Source organism: Muricaecibacterium torontonense (genome assembly GCF_004793925.1).
Classification (GTDB): domain Bacteria; phylum Actinomycetota; class Coriobacteriia; order Coriobacteriales; family Atopobiaceae; genus Leptogranulimonas; species Leptogranulimonas caecicola.
In genome coordinates, this window is record NZ_SRYE01000005.1 from 1 (window position 1) to 21,577 (window position 21,577).

General features: G+C 55.7%; 15 protein-coding genes. 4 read left to right on the top strand and 11 right to left on the bottom strand.

Features of this window, described 5'->3' with window-relative positions; genetic code table 11:
* Window positions 1-240 precede the first annotated feature (240 nt).
* The 4 genes from E5334_RS07585 to serC form a co-directional block, all read right to left on the bottom strand.
* Window positions 241-1,257 carry a hypothetical protein gene (locus E5334_RS07585; protein ID WP_167604349.1) on the bottom strand — a complete coding sequence of 339 codons (1,017 nt, stop codon included), beginning with the start codon at window positions 1,255-1,257 and terminating at the stop codon, window positions 241-243.
* Between the two features lie 480 nt (window positions 1,258-1,737).
* Entirely contained in the window at window positions 1,738-2,982 is a 1,245-nt protein-coding gene (locus tag E5334_RS07590; protein WP_136012996.1) for a DUF1015 domain-containing protein, read from the bottom strand.
* 92 nt (window positions 2,983-3,074) lie between these two features.
* On the bottom strand, window positions 3,075-4,238 hold the full coding sequence (locus E5334_RS07595) for a phosphoglycerate dehydrogenase (protein ID WP_136012997.1): 1,164 nt from the start codon (window positions 4,236-4,238) through the stop codon (window positions 3,075-3,077).
* A gap of 116 nt (window positions 4,239-4,354) precedes the next feature.
* A complete protein-coding gene (gene serC, locus E5334_RS07600) occupies window positions 4,355-5,455 on the bottom strand; it encodes a 3-phosphoserine/phosphohydroxythreonine transaminase (protein WP_136012998.1) in 1,101 nt (366 codons plus the stop codon).
* A gap of 182 nt (window positions 5,456-5,637) precedes the next feature.
* On the opposite strand from serC, the gene E5334_RS07605 reads away from it, so the two are divergent.
* The 4 genes from E5334_RS07605 (at window position 5,638) to E5334_RS07620 (ending at window position 10,894) form a co-directional block, all read left to right on the top strand.
* Window positions 5,638-6,321: an HAD family hydrolase gene (locus tag E5334_RS07605; protein ID WP_136012999.1), complete on the top strand. Its 684-nt coding sequence runs from the start codon at window positions 5,638-5,640 to the stop codon at window positions 6,319-6,321.
* A gap of 72 nt (window positions 6,322-6,393) precedes the next feature.
* Window positions 6,394-6,840 carry a phasin family protein gene (locus E5334_RS07610; RefSeq protein WP_136013000.1) on the top strand — a complete coding sequence of 149 codons (447 nt, stop codon included), beginning with the start codon at window positions 6,394-6,396 and terminating at the stop codon, window positions 6,838-6,840.
* A gap of 27 nt (window positions 6,841-6,867) precedes the next feature.
* A complete protein-coding gene (locus E5334_RS07615; protein ID WP_136013001.1) occupies window positions 6,868-8,583 on the top strand; it encodes an ABC1 kinase family protein in 1,716 nt (571 codons plus the stop codon).
* 124 nt (window positions 8,584-8,707) lie between these two features.
* Entirely contained in the window at window positions 8,708-10,894 is a 2,187-nt protein-coding gene (locus E5334_RS07620) for a DUF6541 family protein (protein WP_338041729.1), read from the top strand.
* 130 nt (window positions 10,895-11,024) lie between these two features.
* Here the strand turns inward: E5334_RS07620 and E5334_RS07625 are convergent, their stop codons facing one another.
* The 7 genes from E5334_RS07625 to E5334_RS07655 all read right to left on the bottom strand — a co-directional run bounded on the left by E5334_RS07625 (window position 11,025) and on the right by E5334_RS07655 (window position 21,478).
* Entirely contained in the window at window positions 11,025-14,078 is a 3,054-nt protein-coding gene (locus E5334_RS07625) for a DUF4422 domain-containing protein (protein WP_167604350.1), read from the bottom strand.
* A gap of 112 nt (window positions 14,079-14,190) precedes the next feature.
* Window positions 14,191-15,507: a glycosyltransferase family 2 protein gene (locus tag E5334_RS07630; protein ID WP_136013004.1), complete on the bottom strand. Its 1,317-nt coding sequence runs from the start codon at window positions 15,505-15,507 to the stop codon at window positions 14,191-14,193.
* Between the two features lie 311 nt (window positions 15,508-15,818).
* Window positions 15,819-16,562 (bottom strand): histidinol-phosphatase HisJ family protein, encoded by a 744-nt coding sequence (locus E5334_RS07635; protein ID WP_275438990.1) that lies wholly within the window; start codon window positions 16,560-16,562, stop codon window positions 15,819-15,821.
* 263 nt (window positions 16,563-16,825) lie between these two features.
* On the bottom strand, window positions 16,826-17,350 hold the full coding sequence (locus E5334_RS07640; RefSeq protein WP_136013005.1) for a UTRA domain-containing protein: 525 nt from the start codon (window positions 17,348-17,350) through the stop codon (window positions 16,826-16,828).
* A 1-nt stretch (window position 17,351) separates the two neighbouring features.
* Window positions 17,352-19,265 (bottom strand): ABC transporter ATP-binding protein, encoded by a 1,914-nt coding sequence (locus E5334_RS07645; protein ID WP_136013006.1) that lies wholly within the window; start codon window positions 19,263-19,265, stop codon window positions 17,352-17,354.
* Window positions 19,255-21,036 carry an ABC transporter ATP-binding protein gene (locus tag E5334_RS07650; RefSeq protein WP_136013007.1) on the bottom strand — a complete coding sequence of 594 codons (1,782 nt, stop codon included), beginning with the start codon at window positions 21,034-21,036 and terminating at the stop codon, window positions 19,255-19,257. The genes E5334_RS07645 and E5334_RS07650 overlap by 11 nt, the downstream gene beginning before the upstream one ends.
* Window positions 21,029-21,478: a MarR family winged helix-turn-helix transcriptional regulator gene (locus tag E5334_RS07655; protein WP_136013008.1), complete on the bottom strand. Its 450-nt coding sequence runs from the start codon at window positions 21,476-21,478 to the stop codon at window positions 21,029-21,031. Before E5334_RS07655 ends, E5334_RS07650 begins: the two co-directional genes overlap by 8 nt.
* Window positions 21,479-21,577: the final 99 nt, after the last annotated feature.

The window sequence follows — 21,577 nt, forward strand, 5'->3', positions numbered from 1 at the left end:
GCGATTTCTGCACTGGGGTTTTGTAAAACCCCAGTGCAACTAGACGCACTAATAACGAGAAGGCGCCAATATCCTGCTGCCCCTTAGGCAAAACCATGCAAAAGCGGCTCTAATAACGAGATTGGCAAAGAGAAGGCCGCCTCTACACAAAGATATTGGGCAAAGCTTGATGAACCACCGATGGCGAGGAGCCGTCAGCCATCCAAGAAGTGCCGCATAAGAGCTGTAGTATGTGGCATACTACCAACACAGGTGGTTAGTTCTCAGGAAAGCCCATAACTTACGGCGTCGACGTTGGGCTTCGCTACTCCAATCAAAAGATACGCCTAACATAGATGAGAGCCGCTCAAAAGTGAGATTGCGCAATAACTCATCGCGACAAACGCTTCTGTCGATAACCACCATCTGAAAACCCAGGCGCTCCATGACGTCGCGGCGCCTTCGATCCCTCTCTATCTGGGATTCTTGAGTGTCGTGTTCTTGATAACTGTCGTACTCATAGCAAATTTGTTTATTTAACCAGAGGCCATCAGGGATTATATGTTTAGAACCATTCAAAATATAAGAGTGTTCTTCGCTGATCTCTATAGGGGTATTGAGGGAGGGAAGTGGCAGCCCGCAGCCTCCTAACTTTTTAGGCAGGCATAGTGCTAGTTGAATGACAGTTTCCATTGGAGAATGCGCCCTATTTGCAACATAGGGGAGCACATCTTTCACTGTCGAAACACCTCGGGTTTGTGCTGGCATCCTATCTGCTATAGCTTTGATGACTTCCACAGTGCTCAGGGGTGATGCCAGGTATTTTATCGAGTTCTGATGCGGTGCGCATAGGTAGTCACCGCAGAGAGTTGATATCAACACTGCAAGATCAATCATATCTAGATGGCGCGATCTCAAGATCACGTATCCTGCGGGTCCCACTATTTGCAGAGAATCCAGTGGTTTTGGTGCGTGGATATCAAATAGAAAGCCATTTGGCAGTGGTCCAGAGATGGTATGTAATACGATGCTTTTTTGTGCTCCATGAAAGTGCTTGGGAGTTACCAAGAGATGCATAGGTATCTCTTGGCTGGAAGGGGCTGCCATTAAGCTACGTCCCAATGCCGAAAAAGACTTCCACCAGGGCAGGGAGCGAATAGACTTTGCAGCTCCAGCAGTAGCGATAGCCCCAGAGAGGCGCTCTTGGGCTTGAGCTGCATTTAAAGGCGTCGCAGGCAGCTGGGATGCAAAGTACATCCATGCGACAATGTCACACACAATCGCGTTCATAGACTAGAGCGTAGTCTGAAGGCAAGTGTAATAAAGAGACAATTTTGAGGTCTTCTGACCATATTTTGACAAAAATCTGGCCGATTTCTGTCAAATTAGAATAAATTGTGCAACATATGTATAAATCATGCACGCTCAGAGGCCAACAGTCTCAGTCGAAAATAAGTACTAGCTCGCGTTTCATCGCGTTAGGCTGGTCTGTAGCTCCGCTTCTGCGTTCTCAGCTCGTTATTATTGCGATTTCTGCACTGGGGTTTTGTAAAACCCCAGTGCAACTAGACGCACTAATAACGAGAAGGCGCCAATATCCTGCTGCCCCTTAGGCAAAACCATGCAAAAACGGCTCTAATAACGAGAATCCCTTCGCCTAGTCTCACGATTGATGCCGGGAACAGGCAAGGGCGGCAAAAGCAGCAAGGGCGGCAAAAGCAGCAAGGGCCGCAGGTGCAGCGGTCCCCTTCGCATGAGTTAGATCTTGTGGAACACCAGTCCGCTTCGCAGCTTGGGCTCGAACCAGGTGGACTTGGGAGGCATCAGCTCTCCGGCGTCGGCGACGGCCATGAGCTGCTCTACTGAAGTGGGCCAACAGGCAATGGCCACGCCCTTCTCGGCAGCGGCGTCCTCCAGTGCGCCCAAGCCCCGAATGCCTCCCACAAACTCGATGCGCGGGTCTTCTCGGGGGTCGCCAATAGACAGGATGGGCGCCAGAATCTCGGCCTGCAATCGAGCCACATCCAACGAATCCGCCGCCCCCAGCGCGCCGCGGCGCGCCACAAGCTCAGGGGTGGGGGAGAGCTCGTACCAGTGGCCGTCGGTATAAAGGGTGAAATTGCCCTGCCGAGAAGGACTTGCCGCCTCAACCCGCGGCTCTAGGGTGTACCCGGCGTCCTCGACGGCAGCGAGCAGCTGGGCGGGGGTGAGCCCGGCGCGGTCGGCTACCACGCGGTTGTACGCCAGGATGGAGAGCTCGGAGGCGGGGAACAGCACAGCCATGAAGGCATCGGCGTCGTCGGCGGCATCGGGGTCGCCGGCGTGGCGCTGGGCCACCTTCACTGCCGAGGCCCCGCGATGATGCCCGTCGGCGATATAGGCGCACTCCAGCGCTCCGGCAGCCGTAGAAAGCTGTCCCAGCATCCAGGGATCGTCCACGCGCCAAAGGCGGTTGCGCACTCCCTCGTCGTCCACGAAGTCTGCCCAGGGCTCGCCTGCGCTGGCCGCATCCAACAGCTCTTCCAGCGAGCCGTCCTCGCGCTCGTCGTCGTAGGCCAAAAAGACCGGGCCGGTTTGGGCGCCCACGGCCTCGATGTGGGCAATGCGGTCGTTCTCCTTGACCACCCGGGTGTTCTCGTGGCGCTTCACCCGACCTTCCAGGTAGTCGGCGACACCTACCACGCACACCAGGCCCCGCTGGGAGCGCTCGCCGTCTTCCAGCTGGTAGATGTAGTAGTGGGGCTCGGCATCTTGGACGTAGTCGCCAGATCCCACAGCTGCCGAGAAAAGCTCCTGCGCCCGCTGGTAGACCTCAGGTGCGTAGGGGTCCTTGTCGGCTGGGAACCCGGTTTCTGCAGGCAGGTCGATGGCCAAGAAGCTCTTGGGGTGGGCGGCCACGGCGTCGCGGGCCTCCTGGGGGCTCACCACGTCGTAGGGCAAGGCGGCTACCTGGGCCATGAGGTCTGGGCGGGGATGGATGGCGGCAAAGGGTCGGATGTCCATGGGACCTCCCGGTGAGCAAGGGGTGGCAAGGGGCGTGAGAAAAAAAGGCGGCGCTCCAAGAAGGACACGCCGCCGCTACCTGCGAGTTTGGGCTACTGGATGACGCGCACGCGCCACATGTTGGGGATGGAGCGTAGACGCTCGATGATCTGGGGCTCCAGGTGCTCGTCGGTGTCAAACATGGTGTAGGCGGCGCGGCCGGAGTTCTCGTTGGTCATGCGCTGCACATTGGCCGAGGCGTCAGCCAGGATGGCGGTGATCTGGCCAATCATGTTGGGCACGTTGGCGTGGAGGCAGGCGATGCGGCTGGCGCCGCGGCAGGTGCCCATATGGCACTCAGGGAAGTTCACCGAGTTGGTGATGTTGCCGTTGGCCAGATAGTCGCACATCTCGTCCACGGCCATGCGGGCGCAGGAGGCCTCGGCCTCCACGGTGCCGGCGCCGGAGTGCGGGGTCACCAGCGTGCGGGGCATGTGGAGCGACTTGGGGGTGGCGAAGTCGGTGAAGAATTGCTTCACCTGGCCGGATGCCAATGCAGCCTCCATGGCGTCCTCGTCGATGATGTCCTCGCGGGCATAGTTGAGCACCACCGCGCCGGGGTTCAAGAGAGCCAGCTGCTCGGCGCCTATCATGCCCACGGTGTCCTCTTTGCGGGGCACATGCACGGTGAGGTAGTCGCACTCGCGGCAGAGCTCGTCTAGGTCGTTGATGGGGGTGACGTCGCGATAGAGCTGCCAGGCGTGGTCTACCGAGAGGTAGGGATCGTAGCCATAGACCTTCATGCCTAAGTCCACACAGGCGTTGGCCACCTTGGAGCCTACGGCGCCCAGGCCCACTACGCCGATCTTTCTGCCTTTGACCTCGCGGCCCACAAAGGCTTTCTTGTGGGCCTCGGCCTCGGCGTAGGCGTTGGGGTCGTCCTCGTGGGCACGACACCATTGCATGCCCCCCAGCACGTCGCGAGAACCCATCATAAGCAAGCCTATAACCAGCTCTTTCACGGCGTTGGAGTTGGCTCCTGGGGTGTTGAACACCACAATGCCCCGCTCTGCCAACTCGGCATGAGGGATGTTGTTGACGCCGGCTCCCGCGCGGGCGATGCAGCGGATGGAGGCGGGCATATCCATGCCGTGGATGTCGGTGGAGCGCATGAGGATGGCGTCTGCCCCCTCGACGTCGCTGGTGATCTCGTAGCCCTCGCCAATGGTGGTGAGGCCGTCTTTTACAATGTCATCGATGATCTTGATGGTGCGCATGGGACTCCTTAGAGGTGGGTGTGCGTGAGGCGGGCAAGCGATGGGATGGGCGGCCCGGTGGCGGAAGCGGCGTCTTGGGGATGCCGAGACGAACGCGCCCCCTCAACAAGGCGGCCCTAGAAAGATCGTGAGCCGTGGGCCAGCTCGAACGATTTCATGAAGCCTGCCAAGGCATCCACCGCCTCCGGAGTGACGGCGTTGTAGATGGAGGCGCGGATGCCTCCCACCAAACGATGACCCTTGAGTCCCATCAAGCCCTGGCCGGCCGCTTCCTGGCAGAAGGCGGCGTCGAGCTCAGGCGTGGGAGTGCGGAAGCATACGTTGGCGATGGAGCGGGAGTCGCGCTGGGCGGTGCCACGGTAGAAGTCAGAATCGTCAAGGGCGCCATACAACGTGTCTGCCTTGGCCTGATTGTACTGGCCCATGGCCTCAAGGCCGCCTTGGGCTTGCACCCATTCAAAGACCTTGGAGCACAGGTAGATGCCAAAGGTGTTGGGGGTATTAAGCATGGAGCCTTTGGCCAGCTGCTTGGAAAAGTCAAGGTAGGTGGGGCAGTAGGGACTTACCGGGCCAAACTCCACCAAGTCGCGGCGCACACAGATCACGGTGACGCCGGCAGGCCCCGCATTCTTTTGGGCGCCGGCGTAAAACAGGCCGTAGCGCTCGCAATTCAGCGGCAGTGAGAGGAAGCAGCTGGAGACGTCGGCCACTAGCGGCGTTGTGCCCGTGCGAGGCAGCTCATGGTACATGGTGCCAAAGATGGTGTTGTTCTGGCAGATGTAGGTGTAGTCAAGCCCCGCGCTCTTGGCCTCGATGGTGCCCAGGGCAGGAATGCGGTCGAAATGGGTCTCTGCGCTGGAGGCCAAGCATTCTGCGACGCCGTACTTCTCGGCTTCAAGCCAGGCGCTCTCTGCAAAATGCCCCGACACAATGTAGCCCGCGCGCCCTGCAGCCATGAGGTTCATGGGGATGGCGGCGAACTGGAGCGTGGCGCCTCCCTGCAAGAAGAGCACTCCGTAGGAATCGGGAATGCCAACCAGGGAGCGCAAGTTATTCTCGGCAGCGTCGATGACCTCCTGGTAGGCAGCCGACCTGTGGCTCATCTCCAGCACCGACATGCCTGAGCTCGCATAATCCAGAAACTCCCGCTGGGCTTCCTGGAGCACGGAGACCGGCATTGCTGCGGGGCCGGCAGAGAAGTTGTAGACGCGAGCCATAGCGAATCCTTCCTGTGCCAAGGCATGCTCGTCTCTTGAGAGCGAAGCATGGGGCCGTCGCGTTAGCTCACTAGCATAGACGGGCCCTATGTCGAGGAGGTAACGGCATTCTGCACCCCGGCTTGAGGGTGGGCGGCGTCGCGTGCGTCGGGTAAGCTACAAGGGACCTTAAAGGAGGAGTCATGATCGTAGGAACCAGCCGCGCTGCCGACCTTGCCGTCAATGCAGAGGTGATCCTCTTCGATTTCGACGGGACTATCGCCAACACGCCCGACGGCATCCGATTCACCGCCGTCAATACCTTACGCTCTCTTGGGTGGTCCGATGAGCGCATTGGCGACGTGAACCGTATCATTGGCCCTCCCTTCCCTGCTGCCTTCTCGCAGGTGTACGGTGTCGACGCCCAAGAAGCCGAGAAGATCACCCATCTCTACCGGGAAACCTATAAACAGCTAGGGCCTGAGGCCTGCATGCCTTATCCAGGAATCCCTGAGCTGCTGGAGCATCTGGCAGCCGCTGGCAAGCCTATGGGCCTTGCCACCTGCAAGCAAGAGCAGCTGGCCTGCTCCATGGCGCGCGCCCAAGGGCTTGACGGCTACTTCTCCCAGGTGGTGGCCAATCAGCCGGGACAAAGCATCGACAAGGTGCAGATTGTTGCGGGTGCTCTTCAGGCGTTCGACGTGAGGCCCCGCGAGGCGGTGATGATCGGCGACAGGGCAGACGACGTTCGTGGCGCCCAGGCCTATGGAGTCACTTCCATTGGAGTCACCTGGGGCGCCGGCGATGCGAGCGAGTTGAGAGATGCAGGGGCTGACCTTCTGGTGGATACTCCGTCAGAACTTGAAGAAGTGTTGTTGGGCCCTTAGTTGGGTACGTAAACTTGAATATGTGGATAGGGCCTTGCGCTGTGGCGCAAACTTCACAGTTAGGAGTTCAAGATGGCAGACAATCAAAAGAACGGCCTTGGCGACCTCGTGCACAACGCGTTTCTGGCAGGCGTAGGGGCTGCCGCCATCGTAGGCGAGAAGGCTGGCCAGGTGGTAGACGACCTGGTAAAGAAGGGCGAGCTTACCGTTCAGCAGGGCAAGGTGGTAAACGAGGAGCTTTCTCAGAAGGCTTCCGATGCCGTCTCCGAGACCGTCCAGGCTACCGTGAAGAGCACCCTCAAGACCATGTCCCCTGAGCAGCGCCAGAAGTTCATGGATGCCATGCAGGAGGCATTGGACGAGGTCAACGCTTCTGAGGCCGAGGAACCTGCGCCCACTGCTGCCGGCGTTGACGCCATGGAGTCTGAGGGCGGCGTAGATCCTGCCCAGGGCACCCCTACGGCAGAAGAGGTCGACGCCGTTGAGGCAGACGTGGTCGAGACCCCTGACGAGAAGTAAGAGAACCCCTACAAGGATCAATGATCAATGGCTGAAGACTCCCGCAAAATCTCGTTGCCTGAAGGTGTGGTGGCCCAAGACCTAGATTCCACCGGGTCCCAGGAGGTCCTTCTCGGCATTTTTGGCGAAAGGACCGTGAGCACCGGCGACCTTTCAAGGGGCGCCCGCCGCAAGCGCTTGCGGGAGATCTTTGGCATTTTGCGCAAGTACGACGTGGTAAAGGGGCTTACACCCCAAAAATTCGTGTCTATGCTGGAGGATCTGGGTCCCACCTTTGTGAAGGCGGGCCAGATCCTCTCTATGCGCTCGGAGATTTTGCCCGAGCCCTTTTGCAAGGAGCTTGAGAAGCTCCGCACCGACGTGGAGCCCATGACGTACGACACGGTGCTCGAGGTGCTGGAGCACGAGTACAAAAAGCCGGTCGCAGAGCTTTTTGAAGTCATTGACGAGAAGCCCTTGGGCTCCGCCTCGATAGCCCAGGTGCACAGGGCGCGCCTGACCACCGGTCAGGATGTGGCAATCAAGGTGCAGCGTCCGCGCGTGCGCGAAGTCATGGGGCAGGACATCGAAATCATGCGTATGGTGGTGCGCCATCTGTCGCCGTTTATGGGCGGCGATCAGTTTGTGGATCTCAAAAGCGTGGTGAGCGAGCTTTGGGACTCCTTTAACGAGGAGACCGACTTTTTGGTGGAGGCTAAGAACCTTCAGGAGTATCGGTCCAACAATGCGGAGATTCGCTACGTGACTGCTCCCAAGCCCTATCCAGAGCTGTGCACCCAGCATGTGCTGGTGATGGACTATATCGATGGCATCTCCATCTCCGACCCCCGTGCCATTGTCGCTGCAGGCTACGACCTCACAGAGATCGGCACCAAGCTGGTGGACAACTACGCCAAGCAGGTGCTGGATGACGGCTTTTTCCATGCCGATCCCCATCCAGGCAATGTCATGGTGGCCCATAAGAAAATCGTGTTCATCGACTGGGGCATGGCAGGTCATCTCTCAAGCTATTACCGCTCCATTTTGCGTTCCATGTTGCTGGCAGTGGCTTCCCATGATTCTGCGAGCTTGGAGCGGGGTCTGATCGAGCTCTCAGAAAACCACAGCTTGGATATCGACCATGCAGCCCTATTGGCCGAGCTGGACAATATCTTGGACACCTACGGCACCATGGATTTGAGCGATTTGGATCTAGGGGCGTTCCTAAGCGACCTTATTGGACTGGCGCGCCGCTATGCCATCGAGCTTCCGGGTGCCATGACCATGATTGCTCGAGGGCTTGTGACTCTTGAGGGCGTCATCGACGAGTTTTTGCCAGGCGTCTCGATGATCGAGATCATTGAGCACCACCTCAAAGATACCCAAGATGTCCAGCAGATGGCAGCAGAGGAGCTCAAAGAGCTGGCCTTGCAAAGCCGCAAGGCGCTCCATGGCACGCTGGAGGCGCTGTCTCAGGCCGGCCTTGTGACCGACATGCTTACCCGGGGCGAGCTCAAAATGAACCTGGACTTCTCGGGCTCCCAGGATCCCATTGAGGACCTGTCCCACATCGCAGACCGCCTTACTATGGGCATTATTATCGCAGGCCTGCTCATTGGATCGTCCATTGTGTATTTTGCGGGCGCTTCATTCACCATCATGGGTGTGCCGCTTTTGGGCTTTTTGGGCTACCTTTTGGCCATTGGCCTCTCGATCTACATGGTGCGCGATATCCTCAAACACGACAAAAAGCGGCGCAAGTAGCTGCGATATGCGTTAAACGCGCATGACAATCGGAAGCTTGCGAATAAATTCTTACGCTGATTGGCCTCAACCTTAAGAAGGGCATATCTTGCTGTTAGCTATCCTCATAACACTGATTATATACGTGCTGCCAGGAGCGACGTTGCTCTATGCTCTCACGCTTTCCTTCTGGTTCTCGATGGTGTTTTCGCCAGTTGCCTCAGTTGCTTTAGTTTCTTTATTGAGCATGGTTTATGGGGCGATTGGTATTCCCGCAGGGTTGCTATCTATAGTGATTGTGCCTTCTGGACTATGCCTTCTGATGGCATTGGGTCGTAGACAGTTCGGCCGGCATACATGGGCTTCATTAGAAACCAAATCCCAAGATGCCCATAATGGGCAAATTATTTCGGCACGCCCTTTTAGCTACTATAGGCTTGTCCGTGGGGTCTCCAGAGATTGTTGTCACGCAGGGAGGCTGCCTGTAGATTGGGGGATTCCAGCTCTTTACGTAGCTATCGGGTGCCTGCTGATGTGTTGCGTGTTTTTGTGCAACCTTTTAGATGTAAACATGATGATTCCAGCTTTCGATGGCCTCTTCCATGTGAACCTGATTAAGAACTTTTCTGATTCAGCCAACTATTCCTCGTTTGGCAGCTCTCTTTATCGCGGCCTTTCTGATGTCCGCGCTCCTATGGTTTACAGTGGTTTTTATCCCTCTGCTTGGCACGCCATGACTGCTCTGGGGCTCATTGGAGATAAGATTTCCGTGGCTTTGGCTGTCAATGCGTCTTTGTTTGTGATCGGCGCTTTCGTATTTCCTCTTGGTCTTTATGCCATGCTCGCATTTGTGTTTAATCACGACAAGAAAAAGCTGCTGGCTGGTTCCGTTGTAGCTCCAATGATTGCGGTATATCCCTGGTGGCTGTCCATCATGCAGGGATTTCAAGTGGCGCAATTACTGTCTCAGGCACTTGTTCCCTACGCTGCGGCACTTTTAGGATGGCTTGTGGTTCCATGGGTGTGTGGCGAGACAACAGGGAGGTTATTTACTGTCGGTTTGTTTGTAGTGCCTGGGATCATTGCCCTTCTTGCTCTGGGAGCCGTGGGGCTCTCGCAGCCCAATGGAGTCTTTGCCGTTGGGGTTTTTGGAGTTTCCTTCCTTATCGAAGCCCTCTATGCCAAATGGCTAAAGCCTGGAAAGAATAGGAATATCCTAAAGTATCTGGCATTTTTTGTTGTGGTTGGAGTTATCTGGGTTCTTCTTTATAAATTTCCTCCGCTTCGAAATGTCGTGCAGTTCAACTGGCAAGCCACCCAGATGCCAGAAGACGCTATTGGTCAAATTCTTTCTTTCACTTTTGATACTGCTGCGCAGCCTCAGTGGACGTTCACGGTCTTTTTGGCCATAGGCTTGCTTGTGATGCTTGCATATTCCACTCAGTGGTGGCCGCTGGTTGCTACTGGCTACTTTGCAACAGCCTACGTGCTCTCTACTGCTGCTGAGGGGTCCTTAAAACACCTTTTTGGCGGCTTTTGGTATACGGATCCGGCTCGTTTGGCTTCCCTCTGTCTTGTCGCCATGGTCCCAACGGTGGTATTAGGGTTTTGGGCGATTTGCTCATGGATGATAAAAGGTCTTTGCACACTTACCCAAGAGGCTCCTGCCTTGTCTATCAGAGTAGGTGATGAGACCCTGCTATCTAAAGGTGCCGAGAAAACCACGCCTTCAAACCGAGTAGCTCAAAAAGGCCTCGTTGCTTTTGGATGTGGTGTCGTTGTGTTTGTTATTGTGGCTATGCCAACCTATCAATCCTCTCCTGACGAGCGGATGGAAACTTCTTATGGCTACATTGAGGAGCAGATCGAGTGGCTGAGCGATCCCTCAAGCGAGACGTTGCTCAATGAGGCGAAACGGGATTTTGCTCAAGAGGCAAAGCAAATTGCAGGCAATAATCTGGTGATTAATAGTCCCGATGATATGAGCGCTTTCTTGTATGCCAAGGATGATTTGAATGTGTACTACCGGCGCAACCAGGTGCCCTCTGAAGAAGATAGACAACGGGGGGACGACACAGAGACATCCTTTAGTCGCACACTACGCCTGAAGCTAGCTGAATATGCCACTAATCCTGATGTTCAATATGCCGTTGAGTCTACTGGGGCAAAATACGTGCTCAAACTCGAGGGCAGCCATGAGACGGGGCACTTTCACACCTACCAAGCCAAAGATTGGGTGGGCATAGACTCCATTACTCCTGAGACACCTGGTTTCAAGTTATTGATTTCCAACGGCGAAATGCAGTTCTATGAGATCGAACCGCTTTCATAGCAGCTAGTTTGCTTTTTTTGGGTATTGCTCTCTCATACATTTGGCAAAGGGGTTGTTGCCGGGAAGCCAGCAACAACCCCTTTGTGCGTGTACACTCTTTCGGCAGGCTTATCAAGCCATAAAGAAATGATTATTTGAGGCCCCGCAGGGCGCGACCCATAGCCTTGAACACTTCACGTCGACGAGTGCCATAAGGCATAAGAGGGTCGATCACCTTGCGAATGGGGTTATCCTCGGCCATTACTTTGGGAGGGCGATCTGCCACTGGCACGTGCATCTTTGCGGGGGGAAGGTTCTTGGCCAGAAGGGCTGCCAGCTCTTCATAGAACGGTGTAAGTCGAGCATAGTGCCAATAAAGCGGTGCTCGGTCACAACGCACCATGTTCCAGGGCTTTTGGAAGCCTGCATAGTGGGTGATGCGGGCTTCTTGGCGGGCGCGCATAAAGTCATTGAAGATCTTGGCGGGAGCGAAGGAGAAGACGCGCTCGATGCGGTAGTCGCAATCGATCATGACATTCCAGCGCTGGTCTAAATAGAGTACTTGACCTTGGCATTCTGCATTAAGCACGTCCTGGTCGTTGTAGATGTACTCGTCGTTGGTGGCTTTTTGGAGCCACTGCTCCATGGTAAGCTTTTGGCGCATTGCGTTGGTGTTGAGTAGCAATACGCCGGCCTGAAAATAATCGTAGGGATCTTTGAGCCCTAACACCTTCTTGGCATAGGCCATGCGCTTGCCGTCGGGCATGTTGATGTTGCCCAAGAAGTCGATGTCGCGAGTGGCTGCCAGCAGGTAATCGTTGACATCGGTATCAAAGAGCTCAGCTACATCTCCAGTCACAATGAGGTCGGAATCAAGGTAGAGCACCTTGTTGTAGAAAGGCAAAAGCTCCTGGATGAGGAAGCGATAGTAGGTCTCATTGGAAATATGGGGGTTGTTGGTAGTGAGTTTGAATTTGGCAATGAACGGAGTGGCATCCACAAAGCGCACCGAGGCATCGCCATAGCTATCTACTAACGAAGAGATGAGGGTGCGGTTGTCACCAGAGATATTGTTGGTGAGCACCACAATGTCGTAGTGCCTGTCTTTGCTCGCGTTCTCCAGCATAGATGTGATAGTGGTGGTGAGCATAGGCACGTAATTGTCATCAGCAGCAAATGCTACCGGCACAATGGGTTTGGTGATCGAGGAAGGTAAGGGCTTCTCTGTGGCACGAGGAGCAGGATCTTCAAAATGCACTACCTGAAGCTCTTTAATGGCAAGAGAGCTTTGAGTGCGCTTCAGGTGAGCAAGGTAAATATTGAACAGACGCTCTGCCAGATGGCCTGGAGTGCGTACTCCCTCTACAGAGTAACGATCCATATCCAGATGCTTCATGGTCTCATCAAGGATGGGAAACACCCAGGCTGCATAGTCTTTGAATAGCTGACCACGCATGATGTACATATTGCAGAAGCAAGAGAAGTGGCCGTTGAGGTAGCTGTCGACATCCTCTGCGTAATCGGGATAGAGCGTTTTGGCAACCTCACCACAAAGGATAAGATCCTCCACATGAAGCTTGGGAGCATCAGCGTATTGCTCGAGTGGGGTAGTGGCTGCTCCAGGCATTTTGCGGATGTCTTGGATGGGCGCTGAGATAATGTCATAACCCTCGATGGCTTTGGCAATCGTGGCATCGTCTAGGCCATATTTTGCTTGAGCGACCTCATCGATGCGGCCATCCATGATTTCGCCGTAGGGGTTTTCTTTATAGCGCTTGTCAGAGAAGTTGAAGTAACGCCGATAATGGCAAAAACCAATGTAGGAAGCATTTACATGCTTCCAAGCCCAATACTGGGCAGTCATTTCGCAAAGCATGCGATTGAGTTTCGAGTCGTTGTCGCCTTCGTCGTCATGAAGCATGTTCTGGAAATGGGTAGATGCAAGAGCCGCGCCCACTTGAATCATCTGAAGACTGTCAGCATCAAAGTGGGCAAACTTGCGGTGGGCCGACACCAGGATGCGGTTAGGCTGAGCTGCTGCAGTGTCGACATAGTGTCGTTGAGCCTCTTCGTGAGCCCTTTGGTTGATGTCGTTTGCATGGTTGAAATAGGCGGTAGTGGCGTCCAAGTAACGATTAAACCAAAGCTCGTCATCCTTTTTCACGCCATGGATTTCTCGGCCGAGGTTGGCCCAGATGACAGGCGTAGGATCGTCCTGAAAGGATTTACCTTCAACCCATAGTGCATAGGCTCGATCTCGAGAAAGGCGCATAAGATTGGAAGCCATCTCGTTGGCACCCATAATCTGTGCGGCACTATAGGCCACGCTTGCTTTGTGTGCATCATCGATGCGGGCAGCCCAATCGTTGCTCACAATTTCAATTACTTTGTACTTAAGGCCTTGGGCGGCTTCTTCTATGAGGGGATTGGACTCCACGTCTGCCCAGGCCAAAGCTGCCTCCCAGCACTGGCGGGAGTATTCGACCTCCTTAAGATACTTGTTGGGAGCAAGGGGCTCGTAATTAATTATTCCGCGCCCAAGGTAGTAGTTGTATCCCAAGATGTCATTACGTGTGGCTTCCTCGTTGAGGAAGCTGCAAAGTACGAGGTATTCGTAGGCATCCTCAGCACGCTCAAGACGCTGGTCAGTCATCGCGTCGAAGGCTTTTTGGCACATGTCCCTGCGATAGGCATGGTTGGTGATGCGCCAATCACGGCGAAATCCACCGTCGATGCAAAAGACCATGCGAATAAGGTCTGTCTGCGACAGGGTTCCCTCGCCGGAGTTATTGAACGCTTCGAATGCCTGTGCGGCGGCGGCACTTGTGACACCTGCGGCAATGGCATTGAGACCGTAGTGAATAGAATCCACGGGCTCGTCTTTGAGGGCCTCATCAAGCCTCTCAAGGGTGTCGAGTTCGAGGCTGTCATCGCCATCCAAAGGCACGATATAGTCGCCAGTAGCTGCGGCAACACCGGTTTTGCGCGTGAGGTGACGGCCTTGGTTATACTCATGGCGAATCACACTAAAGCGAGAGTCATCCTGGGCAAATGAGGCGGCGATGCTATTGGTGGTGTCAGTGCTGGCATCGTCTACGATGATCGCTTCAAAGTCAGAGAAGGTCTGGTCTTTGAGGCTTTGGAGGCAGTCGCCCAGGTAAGAGCCTACGTTATAAGCCGGAATTACGAGGGAAAAACGAGGCATAAGTGCTCCTTGTAAGAGAGACGCAACGAGACCGTTCATCATCCATTGTGGTCAATATTCCTCGCAATGGGACAACGCCGACAAATTTAACAGGCTGCAGTAGAAAAGTTAGTCAGCGACTAGGGCTAATAATTTTGTCTACAGCTAGCCGTATCCTATGAAGCCAAGAGTCACTATTTTTCTCATTGGTGGACGTTATACGAGAATTGCTCTGAGGGCAAACTTGAGATGCCTGGTTTTCTGAAAGATACTCTGGCCACATTCTTAAATCCCTAAGATGACCCTGGGCAACAGCTTTCATAGTGTCATAACGATAGTGATTTGTGGCATCGAAAGATGAATGGGCTTCTACTTTTGTAACGATTTCCAACAGAGAATCGATGTGCTGCTTTTGCGTTTGGGCTTGGGGCGTCGCACGGTCTTCGGTTATCCAAAGACCGTAGGCCTCGTCACGGATAAAACGCCATAGTTCTGCAGCCATAGCAGGTAGTCCACCTACAGGCTGCCAGGCAGAGATAATGAGGTCTATGCCTGCTGGTCTATCCTTATCAGGGAGATTGTCATACCATTCGTTCATGGTATGAAAGATGATGCGTTCCTTAGCGTCGCGAAGCCGGTCGGCCCAATCTTTACGCATAGGTGCTTGAGGACTGTTGGCATAATCATCCATAAGCTTGTAGGCATCCGCTTCTGCTTGAGCAAGAGTTGAAAGGTGTTTGAGGTCCATGGCATTGCCAAAAGTGTCTCCCGCACCCAGATGATACCGATACCATGGAGCTTGAGGAATAGCACGATAGCTATGAGCCAATGAGTCAATAATGAAACAAAGATAGATATCATCTGACAAGATTAAAAAGGTATCGGCAGCGGCAGTATAAGCATTTTGAAGTAGTTCTCGGTCGTAAAGTTTGTGATGTACATGCCAGTCAAACCCATTGGATTCTGAAAACTGGATTTGAAGGATAGTGTCATCCTGAAGTGATCGTACCGGTGGAGTAAGAAAATGCTCCATGCCTGCAGCCGCCTCATAGGCCTTGTTATTTTCTGCAACTATCTCTACTCCAAAATGAAGGATTTGGGCTGGATCGGTCTTAGCTTCTTGAAGTAGCTTTTCTAGGGTTCCAGCAGCCAGTTCATCATCGGCATCCATGAGCATGACCCAGGGAGTTGTGGCTGATAAAACACCTTGTTTGCGATTGAGAAGCGTTCCTTGATTATGAGGGCTCACGATGAGCGAGATGCGCTTGTCATTTTGCGAAAGGCGTTCTACCACAGCCACGGTATCGTCAATGCTGGCGTCGTCACAAACAACTATGGCTACTTGATCATAAAGAGAAGATCCTTTTGGCGCTTGAGAAAGGACGCTGTCTACAGTCTTTTCTATGGTGTTGGCATGGTTGTAGGTAGGGATAATCACAGTGATGCTCATGAAAGCGACTCCGAAGAAAGAGAAATAAAATAGATATCACCAAAGCGTTATTGCTAAAGTGTCAGAGGTAAGTTGCAAACAACTTGTTGCCAAGAGCAGTGTATCTGCTCCTCTCAAGATCATCGCATTTTCCCTATGCTTCTGGGAAATGGCTCGAGGATATTCCTCCAAAGCCATTTTATTGTTTTCGTAGACAGGTTGACTCCCAACCTTAGCGAGACATTTTAGGCTGATTCGGCCTTTTCGTACTGTGACGGTGGCCAGTAACCTTCAAAGGCTGTATTTTGTATAGGAGAAAAACGCAGGATCAGCTATTCTGCAAGCCCATGCTCGGTGGGCACATGGTGCTCGTAGGTGACAAAGGACTCAAAGCCTAGGTCTCGCAGGGTCTGTTGAGCGTCGCTCAAATGGGCGCCAAGATGCTCCGGCTTGTGAGAGTCGCTGCCCAGGGTGAGAAGAGTCCCTCCTAGGTCGCGATAGAGTTTGAGCAGGGGCGTCGAGGGTTGCAGGTCGTCCAGCCGATAGCGCCAGGAAGAGGTGTTTACTTCCAGAGCCTTGTCCTGGGCGATGAGCTGCTCGAGGATGGCGGCCACTTGGTCGCGTGTGGCGTCGAAGGGATAGGGGCCATAAGGGTCGTAGCGGCGAATGAGGTCCATGTGGGCAAGGCTGTCCCAACCAGAGAACGCGTCTATGACGGCGAGCATCTCGTCGTAGTAGGCTCCATGGATTTGCGCCTGCTCGCGCCCTTGCTGGTAGTCGCCGTTCCAAAACTCCCGATCGCCCACTTGATGGATGGAGAGCAACACAAAGTCAAGCTGATCACCCCACTGATCGAGCACCTGCTCAAAGGCGGGAACGGTGTGGCGTTGGACACCAAATTCAAGACCAATGCCAATGGAGAGCCTGTGCTCCCACAATTCGCGAAGCGCGCCTAGGGCGGGGAAGTAGCGGGCGTAGTCCACGTTGGTGACGCCTTTGCCATTGTCGGGGTCGTAGCGCCAAGGAGTCTCACCGGCATCGGGCTTGACGCCGTAATCCACATGGTCGGTGAGCACAGGGCTTCAATGCCTTGCTCGTAGGCATCGCGGGCCACATTGGCCGCCTCGTAGACGGAGTCGTCGGAAAAGTTTGAATGCACATGAAAGTCTGCCAGCATGAGAGCCTCCTGCAGCGTATGAGTCCGGTCTTCATGCTTTGACTCTAGAGGGAGTCGTCAAGGTAGGTAAGAGGGGAGTTTGTTCTCGTTGGGCTTGCAGCAAAATCGCAGCTCAAGACTGGCATCCTGGGCTTCAGGCAGCCTTTGTCTGCACCTAAGGAATTAGTAGCAAAACGGATCGTCGTCCTTCTCGGCAGTGAGGATGTCAAAGCGCAGGTCGTGTCCGCACATGGCGCGAAGGCCATATTCCCAGCAGCGTCCCTGCTCGTCAAAGACCTCCCGTTCTAGGCGAAAGGCGGGCTGGCCAGGCTTGGCATCCAAGAGCGCGGCGTTGGCTGAGGTAAGAGCTACCGCACCCAGCACTTCACGGGCGTGCAGGGGGCCAGAGCCCGACTGGTGGAGCACCTGGGCCAAAGAGCCCGCGGCTTGGTCGACGTCAAGGGAGGGGACACGGGCGCAGGCCATACAAGAGCGCTCAACGATCCTGGGGCATCCATCGAGATAGTGGAGGCGTGTGATACGCCAGATGGGGCTTGCGGAGTCGATACCCAACCTATCTTGTTGGATGGTGGTGGGCGCCGCTTTCTCGATGCCGAGAAGCTCGCACCTGTGGTCGCAGCGCGCCTGGGCCAGCTGGAGCTGCTGGCGGGTGCCCAGAGTAAGCTCATAGACGTAGGCGCCTATCAGCTTACTCTAGCTCGAAGGCTCCAGTATAGAGCTGGTAGTAGGTGCCCTTCTTGGCGATGAGCTCCTCGTGATTGCCGCGTTCGATGATGCGGCCATGGTCGAGCACGATGATGACGTCGGCGTTGCGCACCGTGGAGAGGCGGTGGGCGATCACAAAGGTGGTGCGGCCCTTCATGAGGGCGTCCATGCCGCGTTGGACGATGGCCTCGGTGCGGGTGTCGATGGAGCTGGTGGCTTCGTCCAGGATCATGACTGGAGGATCGGCCACGGCAGCGCGGGCGATGGAGACCAGCTGACGCTGACCTTGTGACAGTTGCGCGCCATTGTCGGTAAGGAGGGTGTTGTAGCCCTCTGGCAAACGCTCGATGAAGTCATGGGCCCCTGCAAGCTTGGCGGCGTCGAAGCACTCCTCGTCGGTGGCGTTGAGGCGCCCGTAGCGGATATTTTCCAGCACGGTGCCAGTGAACAAGTTGACGTCTTGGAGCACGATGCCCAGCGATCGGCGAAGGTCGTTCTTGCGAATCTTGTTGATGTTGATGCCGTCATAGCGGATCTTGCCGTCTGCGATGTCGTAGAAGCGGTTGATGAGGTTGGTGATAGTGGTCTTGCCTGCGCCCGTGGCACCCACAAAGGCTACCTTTTGGCCAGGCTTGGCAAAGAGGGATACGTCGTGGAGCACGGTGTGGTTGGGGGTGTAGCCAAAGTCCACGTCGAAGAAGCGCACGTCTCCTGCCAGCAGGGTGTAGGTGGTGGTGCCATCATGATGGGGATGCTTCCAGGCCCAAAGGCCGGTGCGCTCGGGAGCCTCGGTGAGCTGGTCGCCTTCCATCTTGGCGTTTACCAAGCGCACATACCCAGAGTCGGTCTCGGAGGGCTCGTCGATGAGCTGGAAGACGCGCTCTGCGCCGGCCATGCCCATGACGATGGGGTTCACCTGCTGGGAGATCTGGCCGATCTGGCCGGCGAACTGCTTGGTCATGTTCAGGAAGGGCACGGCGATGGCGATGGTGAACGCGGCGCCCGAGATGGAGAGGCTGGGCACGTCCAAGGCAAGCAGTAGGCCTGCCACCACGGCAACGATGACGTAGATCACATTGCCCATGTTCATGAGGATGGGGCCCAAGATGTTGGCGAAGGTGTTGGCTTTGCGGCTGGCCTCATAGAGGCGCTCGTTGTAGCGGTCGAAGTCCGCCTCGCACTCCTTTTGGTGGCAGAAGACCTGCACCACGCGCTCGCCGTTCATGATCTCTTCCACATGGCCCTCGACCGAGGCGATGGCTCGCTGCTGGGCCAAGAAGAACCTGGCAGACCTTCCGGCCAGCGCCTTGGAGCACAGCGCCATGACCGCCACACCCAGCACCACCACGATGGTCATCCAGACCGAGTACCACAGCATAATGAAGAATGCCGATAAGAGCACCAGGCAGGTCATGGTCACTTGGGGCAGCGATTGGGAGATCATCTGGCGCAGCGCGTCGATGTCGTTGGTGTAGTAAGACATGATGTCGCCGTGCACATGGGTGTCGAAGTAGCGGATGGGCAGCGTCTCCATGTGGTCGAACATCTCTTCGCGCAGCTTCTTGAGGGTGCCTTGGCAGATGATGGCCATGAGGCGGTTCCAGGTGAAGTTGGCGGTGAGGCCTGCAGCGTAGCAGCAGGCCAGCGTGAAGGTGAGCTGGGTGAGGGGGCCTGCCGCAGCCGCCCAGTCGCCTGTCTGCCAATGGGCAGCCACGATGGTCAAGGCCTGCTGCATGAAGATGGCAGGCACGGCGTTGGTGAGGGCGTTGATGATGAGGCAGAGAAACACGATGGGCATGAGCACCGGGTAGAAGCGGAAGAGCGACTTGAACACCCTTCCTATGACCTGGGGCTTGATGGGCGAGCGCTTGGCAGCAGCCTGGGGTTTAGCGGGCATTGGCGGCCTCCTTGCGATCGATGTCGTCGAGCTTCTCGTCATGAGACTGCTTGTTTTGGGACAGGTACACCTCGCGGTAGATAGGGGAGCGGCGCAAAAGCTCCTCATGGGTGCCTATGTCTTGGATGGTGCCTCTGTCCATGAGCACGATGCGGTCTGCATCCTTCACCGAGCTGGTGCGTTGGGCGATGATGATCTTGGTGGTCTCGGGGATGTAGGACTCGAAACCCTGGCGGATCAGGGCGTCGGTCTTGGTGTCCACGGCGCTGGTGGAGTCGTCAAGGATGAGCACCTTGGGCCGTGCCAAGAGGGCGCGGGCGATGCAGAGGCGCTGTTTTTGGCCGCCGGAGACGTTGGTGCCTCCCTGCTCTATATAGGTGTCGTAGCCATCGGGGAAGCGCTCCACAAACTCGTTGGCTTGGGCCAAGCGGCAGGCTTCGATGATCTGGTCCATGGTGGCCTCTGGATTGCCCCAACGCAGGTTGTCGGCGATGGTGCCGCTAAAAAGCACGTTCTTTTGAAGCACCATGGATACGGCGTGGCGCAGCGTGTCCAGGTCGTAGTCGCGCACGTCTACTCCGCCTACCTTGACGGTGCCGGCTGTGACGTCGTAGAGGCGGGGGATGAGCTGCACTAGCGTGGACTTGGCAGAGCCAGTGCCGCCGATGATGCCTATGGTCTCGCCGCTCTTGATGGAGAGGTTGATGTCGTGGAGGGCCACGCGCTCGGTGGAACCGTTGTAGGAGAAGGACACGTCGTCAAACTCGATGGAGCCGTCCGCCACTGAGGCCACGGGGTTCTCGGGATCGTGAATGGTCGTGGTGGCCTCGAGCACCTCGCAGATACGCCTGGCGCTCTCCAGCGACATGGCGATCATGGCAAAGATCATGGAGAACATCATGAGGCTCATGAGGATCATGAAGCCGTAGGTGAAGAGCGAGGAGAACTGGCCGATGTTTACCAGGGTGCCGCGGCTGGTGATGATGGCCTGACTGGCAAAGTAGATGACGCACAGGAAGATGACCGACACAGAGAGGTTCATCATGGGGCCGTTTAAGGCCAAGAGCTTCTCGGCGCGGGTGAAGTCCATCTGCACGTCGGTGGCTGCCACGTCGAACTTCTTCATCTCGAACTTCTCGCGCACAAAGCTCTTTACCACACGAATGCCGGAGACGTTTTCTTCTACCGACTCATTGAGGGCATCGTACTTGCGAAAGACCCGGCGAAAGATAGGAAGTACTTTTCGGATCACGAAGAAGAGGCCGAAGGCCAAAGGAATGGTGACATAGACGTAGATCCAGGCGAGGGACCCGGCCATAGAGAAGGCCATGACCATGGCGAAGATGATGATCATAGGGGCGCGGATGGCGGTGCGGATGATCATCATGAACGACATCTGGACATTGGTGACGTCGGTGGTCATGCGGGTCACCAAAGACGGGGTGGAGAACTTGTCGATGGTGGCGAAGGAGAAGGTCTGAATGTTGTAGAACATGTCCTGGCGCAGGTTTTTGGCAAAGCCCGCCGCTGCACGGGAGCAGGTGATGCCTGCCAGGGTGCCAAAGGCCAAAGAGATGAGGGCCAACGCCAATAACAGGGCGCCCGCCTTCAAGATCTCAGGCATCTGGGCGCCGCCGTTGATGGCGTCGATGAGCTGAGCGGTGACAAAGGGGATGAGCACCTCGATGATCACTTCGCCGGTCACCAAGATTGGAGTGGCGATAGCAGGCCGCTTGTACTGGCGGACGCTTTGCATGAGTCGTTTAATCATCGCTCTCCTTTGCTTCGACATCGTTCCAATGGGCGCGCACCCTATCCAACAGGTCGCGAAGCTCTCGCTGCTCCTGATCGCTTAAACACGATAGGCACCAGGCACCAAAGGCATCGCGCTTCTTGATCTCTTCTGCTGCTGCGTGAGCCCCGCGCTCCGTGAGCTTCACGATGAGCTTGCGGCTGTCTTCCGGATCACGGGTGCGGCAGATAAGCTCCCCGTGCTCCATGCGCGTGAGCACCTCAGAGAGGGAACCGGGCGTGATTTGAAAGCGCTCGCCCAGATCGCGCTGGGTCAACTGGCCCCCATGGTCATAGAGCTCGCAGAGGATCTGCGGTTGCCCCGAGACTCCCCTGTGGTGAAAATAGAGCGTGTGCCCTAGCGATTTGATGTCACCCAAGATGGCTGCTACCAGCTCATTTCGCGACGATAGGTCGCCCATGGACACCCTCCCTCAAATACTTGTCAGTCCGGCTTTAGCATCCTATTCCCCTCTCCCAAAGATTGCAAGGTACCGAATCATTAGGCCCCAAAGTTATGT

Coding starts and splice junctions, on each gene's coding strand:
- E5334_RS07610 (WP_136013000.1), top strand. CDS start 6,394: ATGGCAGACAATCAAAAGAACGGCCTTGGCGACCTCGTGCACAACGCG.
- E5334_RS07645 (WP_136013006.1), bottom strand. CDS start 19,265: ATGCCCGCTAAACCCCAGGCTGCTGCCAAGCGCTCGCCCATCAAGCCC.
- E5334_RS07630 (WP_136013004.1), bottom strand. CDS start 15,507: ATGAGCATCACTGTGATTATCCCTACCTACAACCATGCCAACACCATA.
- E5334_RS07615 (WP_136013001.1), top strand. CDS start 6,868: ATGGCTGAAGACTCCCGCAAAATCTCGTTGCCTGAAGGTGTGGTGGCC.
- E5334_RS07590 (WP_136012996.1), bottom strand. CDS start 2,982: ATGGACATCCGACCCTTTGCCGCCATCCATCCCCGCCCAGACCTCATG.
- serC (WP_136012998.1), bottom strand. CDS start 5,455: ATGGCTCGCGTCTACAACTTCTCTGCCGGCCCCGCAGCAATGCCGGTC.
- E5334_RS07595 (WP_136012997.1), bottom strand. CDS start 4,238: ATGCGCACCATCAAGATCATCGATGACATTGTAAAAGACGGCCTCACC.
- E5334_RS07625 (WP_167604350.1), bottom strand. CDS start 14,078: ATGCCTCGTTTTTCCCTCGTAATTCCGGCTTATAACGTAGGCTCTTAC.
- E5334_RS07605 (WP_136012999.1), top strand. CDS start 5,638: ATGATCGTAGGAACCAGCCGCGCTGCCGACCTTGCCGTCAATGCAGAG.
- E5334_RS07650 (WP_136013007.1), bottom strand. CDS start 21,036: ATGATTAAACGACTCATGCAAAGCGTCCGCCAGTACAAGCGGCCTGCT.
- E5334_RS07655 (WP_136013008.1), bottom strand. CDS start 21,478: ATGGGCGACCTATCGTCGCGAAATGAGCTGGTAGCAGCCATCTTGGGT.